General features: G+C 33.6%; 6 protein-coding genes. 1 reads left to right on the top strand and 5 read right to left on the bottom strand.

Going from position 1 to position 5932, the window contains the following annotated elements; translation table 11 throughout:
• Window positions 1-77 precede the first annotated feature (77 nt).
• The 4 genes from AC1DJR_RS14755 to deoD all read right to left on the bottom strand — a co-directional run bounded on the left by AC1DJR_RS14755 (window position 78) and on the right by deoD (window position 3706).
• Window positions 78-272: a DUF3924 family protein gene (locus AC1DJR_RS14755; protein WP_002011737.1), complete on the bottom strand. Its 195-nt coding sequence runs from the start codon at window positions 270-272 to the stop codon at window positions 78-80.
• A 120-nt stretch (window positions 273-392) separates the two neighbouring features.
• Entirely contained in the window at window positions 393-923 is a 531-nt protein-coding gene (locus AC1DJR_RS14760; protein ID WP_477002897.1) for a tyrosine-type recombinase/integrase, read from the bottom strand.
• Window positions 924-1030: 107 nt separating this feature from the next.
• Window positions 1031-2842, bottom strand: a complete 1812-nt coding sequence (locus tag AC1DJR_RS14765) for a sensor histidine kinase (RefSeq protein ID WP_429688651.1) — start codon at window positions 2840-2842, stop codon at window positions 1031-1033.
• Window positions 2843-2998: 156 nt separating this feature from the next.
• Complete coding sequence (gene deoD, locus AC1DJR_RS14770) at window positions 2999-3706, bottom strand: purine-nucleoside phosphorylase (protein WP_000110707.1); 708 nt, start codon at window positions 3704-3706, stop codon at window positions 2999-3001.
• A gap of 173 nt (window positions 3707-3879) precedes the next feature.
• Between deoD and AC1DJR_RS14775 the strand changes: the two genes are divergently transcribed.
• Complete coding sequence (locus tag AC1DJR_RS14775; RefSeq protein WP_060751500.1) at window positions 3880-4674, top strand: hypothetical protein; 795 nt, start codon at window positions 3880-3882, stop codon at window positions 4672-4674.
• Window positions 4675-4678: 4 nt separating this feature from the next.
• Here the strand turns inward: AC1DJR_RS14775 and AC1DJR_RS14780 are convergent.
• Window positions 4679-5932 (bottom strand): phosphatidylglycerol lysyltransferase domain-containing protein (locus AC1DJR_RS14780; RefSeq protein WP_477002898.1); only part of this gene is annotated, 1254 nt, incomplete at its 5' end.

Consider the following 5932-nt stretch of genomic DNA (forward strand, 5'->3'; position numbering starts at 1 on the left):
GCCCGGTACAATACCGGACTCATTTGGATCAAGTTGCCTAATGAAATAACCGTGTCTAACTTTTAGGGGTCACTTCATTACTGCTGTTCTTTTCCATTGATGATTTGTTGTAAATCAAAAGGAGTTATCGCTTGGATAAATTCCTTTGAGATAAGTGTTTGAACGAGAGTGCTTTCAGAAATTGTAGCACCTGTTTTCTTTTCATAAGATTTCTTTAATAAATCAAGTTTTTCAGCCGTTTCTTTYGGTAATTCAATTGTTAATGTGTTCATAATTTCTCCCCCTTACTATTAGAGTACCACTACAGTATAGGAGAGACAAGAAAAGAGAATATGAAACATAAAAAAGGTTACCAAATTTACAAATGGTAACCTTTTTATGTATAAGAGTTATTAAGCAATACCGATATACTTTAAAGTTTTGGATGGAGTACTGTGATCAAAGAAGTGTTGTAAAAATGCAATATCAACACCTGATTTGTATGCACAATAGCCCCAAGTTTTTCGAAGTGTATGTGAGCTAATCCCTTCTAATCCAACTTCTTTTGCAGCTTTGTTTAAAATGTACCATGCATGTTGTCTCGTAATAGACTTTGTTCCTTTTTGAGACTTTAATAATGGTTCATTACGTTTCCAAGTTTTACGTTCTTTCATGTAGTCTTCGATTGCGTGCTGTAAGTCTTCATTTACAGCAAACCATTTATGTTTCTTTACTTTTTCATTGTAAAATAAAATGGAATGGCGAACATTTTCGTCTTCATCGATTACATCACTAACTTTTAATTGTAAGATTTCACTTACTTTTAAGCCAGAATTTACAGCTAATACGAATAATAAGCCATCACKTTTCGAAGATTGTAAAAGTATATTTTTGATAGTTTCTAATTGTTTTTCATTTTGAATAGGTTGTCCTGCTTGTTTCATTTCACGCACTCTCCTCTTTTATATGTGTAAAGGAAAGGATTAACTTGTTTCTTACTATAAAGGGAGAGTGTGAATTTCATGTGAACTCCTAGTGAAATTAAGACAAATTATTTGACTTCTTTTACTTTTTGTAAATTAAAATAAAATACAACGCTATTAGTGGTATTATACACGCCGTATTCAGCGTGATGGAGATCTAAAATGTTTTTCACAATGGATAACCCAAGGCCAGTACCCCCAGTATGACGGCTACGAGAAGCGTCTAAACGGTAGAAGCGGTCCCAAATTTTTTCAAGGCTTTCTTCTGGAATAGGATTACCTGTGTTTTCAATTTTGATTTTCACTGTATCTTCCGTTTCTATAACAGAGACGTGTATTTTTTCACCATCTGGAGTATATCGAATTGCATTGCTAAGTAAGTTTACAACGACTTGCTCAATACGGCTACGATTTGCTTTAACAAATAGAGAAGAGTCAGCATGGATGTCCACTTGTAAATGTTTTTCCTCCATGCTAAATAATAATTTCGTATAGACTTGTTGAATTAATTCACCGATCGAGAATGTCGACATTTCTAGTTTGTACGTACCTGATTCTAGTTTTGCTAATTCTAACATTTCAACAATGAGCCTGTTCATATTATCTGTCTCTTCCAAAATAACATTTGTATAATATGTCGTATCTTTACTTACGCCATCTTGAATACCTTCAGCGAAGCTACGAATAACACTAAGTGGTGTTTTTAATTCATGAGATACACCAGAAATGAATTCTTTTCTCGTTTTTTCCAATTGACGTTCGCGTTCAATATCTTGTTGTAATTTTGTATTGGCAACATTTAATCGGTCGATTCGATCTTTTAAATTGACAGAGAGTGTATTAATACCACTTGATAACCCGCCAATTTCATCGTCTGCCGTAACAGGTAACTTCTCGCTAAAATCAAAGTTGGCCATTTTTTTTGTAACACGATTTATCTTAATTAATGGTTTAACAATGATTTTTGAGTAGTAGAAGGATAACAAAATAATAACGAGAAACACGATAATTAAGGCATAGACATAATAATCTTTTAAAACGAGCATCGCTTCATTAACAGGTTGTAAAGATGCTATCGCAAAAGCGTATTCTGTAATTTTTCCATTTTCCACAATAGGTTTTACAAAGATACTATTTTTTATATTCTCTCCACCATCTATTATATAAGTGTTTAATTGGTGTGAGTTAGCAGTGCCATTTCTAATAATCTCTGCAAAATATTGAACGGCTTGTAATGTTTCAAAATCATTTGCAAGACGAACATCTGCTTTGGATGGAAGCTGTAACTTAGATACGATACCAGTAAACTCAATTTGAGTCACAGTTTTGGATCGGCTTGTAAGTCTATTTTTAGCAGGGTTTCCATTAATGGATTGAAAATCTGAGTTGACATTTTCGTTTTGCCATCGATTATAGTTTGTTGTCAATTCTAGTGGTGTTATGGTGGAATCTTGTACAAAACCGACGACGTTTATCATCCCATCTTTTTTCAATCCTAAGTTTTCGAATTTATTATATTCTTCTGGCGTTAAAACATTATTGAGTGGAATGGAATATGCTTTATTATTTTTAGGATTAATTACATCAATGTAGAAATTATTGTCACTTTTAATAATGCCGTTCGTATTTAAAAACTGCATTTCAGCATTTGTTTTATCATGAAATTCTTTTTTTAGTTTTCGAATTTCCTCATAAGTTTTACCACTTTCTTCGTAAGTATTTACGAACTTCTCAAAAGCAGTTTGAACTGTTTTTACTTTTTTATTAATATAAAATTTCTCTAAAAATAGAGATTGTCCTAAGAAAAAAAGGAGGAATATGATTGTAAATAATGTTGATGTTAATAAAAATAGTTTAAAGACGATACTTCTGTTTTTCACTGCGTCACCTCTTGTGAGAAATACTGTAAATGATTTCTTAATTATAACAAACGTTACAAAAAAGTAGAGGAGAAAATCTGTCTCTTCTGAAAGTAGTTTTTAATAAAAAGTCACATAAAAAGAACTCGACAGACGTATGACGAGTTCTTTAATGTATTATTGTTGAATTGCTGCATCTAAAGCGATTTCAATCATTTCGTTAAATGTAGTTTGTCGCTCTTCAGATGTTGTTTCTTCACCAGTGAAAATGTGATCGCTTACTGTTAATACAGATAACGCATTTACACCGTATTTCGCTGCTAATGTATAAAGAGCAGTTGTTTCCATTTCTACTGCTAGTACACCATAATCTCCAAGTTTTTTAACCATGTCCATGCTTTCGCGGTAAAATACATCTGCTGTTAATACGTTACCAACACGAACGTGTAATCCTTTTTCTGTTCCAGCATCGTAAGCTTTCTTTAAAAGATCAAAGTTTGCAGCAGGAGCAAAATCAAAACCTGGGAATGTTAAGCGGTTCATATTAGAATCTGTACAAGCCGTCATCGCAATAATAACGTCACGTACTTTTACGTCTTTTTGAATCGCACCGCAAGTTCCAACGCGAATTAAATTTTTAACTCCGTAGCTTTGAATTAATTCGTTTACATAAATAGAAATAGAAGGAACACCCATGCCTGTACCTTGAACAGATACACGCTTTCCTTTGTAAGTTCCAGTGAAACCTAACATGCCACGCACGTTATTATAACAAGTAACATCCTCTAAAAATGTTTCAGCAATATATTTTGCACGTAATGGATCACCAGGTAATAGAATAGATTCAGCAATTTCGCCTTGTTTTGCTTCAATATGTACACTCATGAAAAATCCTCCTTATAATGTATTGATAGAAATCAATATCATTTGCATTATACACTACGACTCCTTTCAATTAAAATCTTTTTTATTTGTAATATGTGCAAAAGAGCAGGATTTCATAAATCATAATCTAGAATATATATTTAAGAAGTTTTGCATGGATAAAGACAATAAAAATGGTWGGTGATATTTTGAAAAATCTTGTCATTGGGCTTATTGCACTAGTACTTATTGTGGCAGGAGGATTTTACATAAAAAAATATCAAGAAACTGAAGAAACGACCGGAGATGTACAAGAAGTGAAATGGGATGTAAAAAATAAAAAGGGAAATGAAAAAGTTGATATTTCGTTTCAATTGCTAAATAAAATGAATAATGAAGTTCGTGGTGTGAACGATCAAATTCGAGCAGTGATAGTGGATGGGAATTTGAAAAACATACAACAAACGAAGCCTATATTTGCCGGGAATGGATCGTATAAGCTATCTTCAAATGTAGCAAAAGGTGAAGAGTACACGATATTTTTGTATGAAGATGAAAACAAGTCCGTGGAATCATTTTCTAAGAAAGATTTTGGTGAAGAAAAAAAGGAGAAAAACAAGGACAAGAATAAAAAGAAACTACCTGTCGATACTGTACTTACAAAAAATATAGGAGAGCATCAAGTGTCTCTTTTATTTGGTGCATTACATCCGAATGAGGCAGCGACATTAACATTTCAGTTTCAAGCGAAAAAGGGAGAAAAGCTGAAATTAAATTCAGGGAGAGGTGAAGTCAACGCTCTATATATCATTGATGAAACGAGGGAACATTTTTTATATGCGATTCCTGTTGATACGGATGAGCAATTACAATATCGTATTACATTTCCAGAAGAAGGAACATATAAAATATGGGGGGATTTCTATATAAATAGTAAGAAGTATGAAAAGGAGTTTAGTATACAAGTGCAAAAACGAAAAAACAGCTAAGTACTTAGCTGTTTTTTCGTTTTCCTATTAATTTTGTTACAGAGAGCATTGTAATTGGTAAAGAATGATTCTTTCGAAATGCTAAATATTTTCCACTCCATGCAGGTTTGTATTTTTCTTTGAAATGTCGTAAACCGCTGAAGCTATATGTGTAACGAACGTTATTAAATATTGCAGCAGCAACTCGTTCAGACCAGAATGATTGCGTTGATAAACCGACATTTGAGAGTGGCGCCATACCAATATTAAAGGAATGGTATTCATTTTCTTTTGCCCAGTGGAATAAGTGGATAAAAATTGCATCCATAATTCCGCTAGGGGCATCTGGATAATAACGCATTAAATCAACAGATAATATGCCACTTTGATATACTGGCATAAAGGTTGTGAATGCAATGATTTTTCCTTCTGCATCAGATAATGTAGCGATAGGGGCACGACTAATATACTCACGATCGAAGTACCCAAGTGAAAATCCTTTCTCTTTTTTTCCGCCGAGCCAAGCATCAGACACCTTCTTTAATTCCTCGTATAATTCGTCTGAGAATGGTGGCTTATGAATAGAGAATGTATAACCTTCTCGTTCAAAACGGTTGAAAGTAGCTCGCATACCAGCACGTTTTTTTCCTGTTATTGTAAACGTATTTAAATCAACGACAGCCTCTTCGCCAAGTTTAAAGAAGTTGTAGCCGAAATCGTGGTATAAACTCATCCATTTGCTTTCAATTTGATAGAATACGCAAATATACCCAAATCGATCAGCTTCAGCTAAAAATTCTTGCAACACAGTGCGGTAAGAGGATGGATCACCAATTGGATCACCGAGTACAACAAGACGTTTTCCAGTAATTGAAAAGAGAAGAAGTGCTTTTCCGTCACTACTGAAGAAGAACTGTTTATCTCCTAAAAAACCTAAATGACTAAGTACGTTCCCACCATGTTCATCTAAGAAGTTTTCTAACCTTTTATCATTAGCTGGTTGCCCGGGAAATTGACTACGGTAACGATTGGCAATTAGTGAACCAATAAGTAAAAAAGTAGGAACGAAAAAGGCTGCTGCTAATGCACTTCGTTTAACTTGTGTAATATTTCGAACGACAAAATCAGGTTGGAACGCTTCTTTTGCACCTGCAAATAAAATACCTAAGTTTTTATATAAATATARCGTAAGTAATAAGAAGATAAAYACTTTTACGATRTCAGAAAGWGAGACTTCCATTTTCTCGCGTRYAAATCTTTTRCGAAGCATATACAACAC

The organism is Bacillus sp. 05T31 (assembly GCF_056396725.1).

Coding starts and splice junctions, on each gene's coding strand:
- deoD (WP_000110707.1), bottom strand. CDS start 3,706: ATGAGTGTACATATTGAAGCAAAACAAGGCGAAATTGCTGAATCTATT.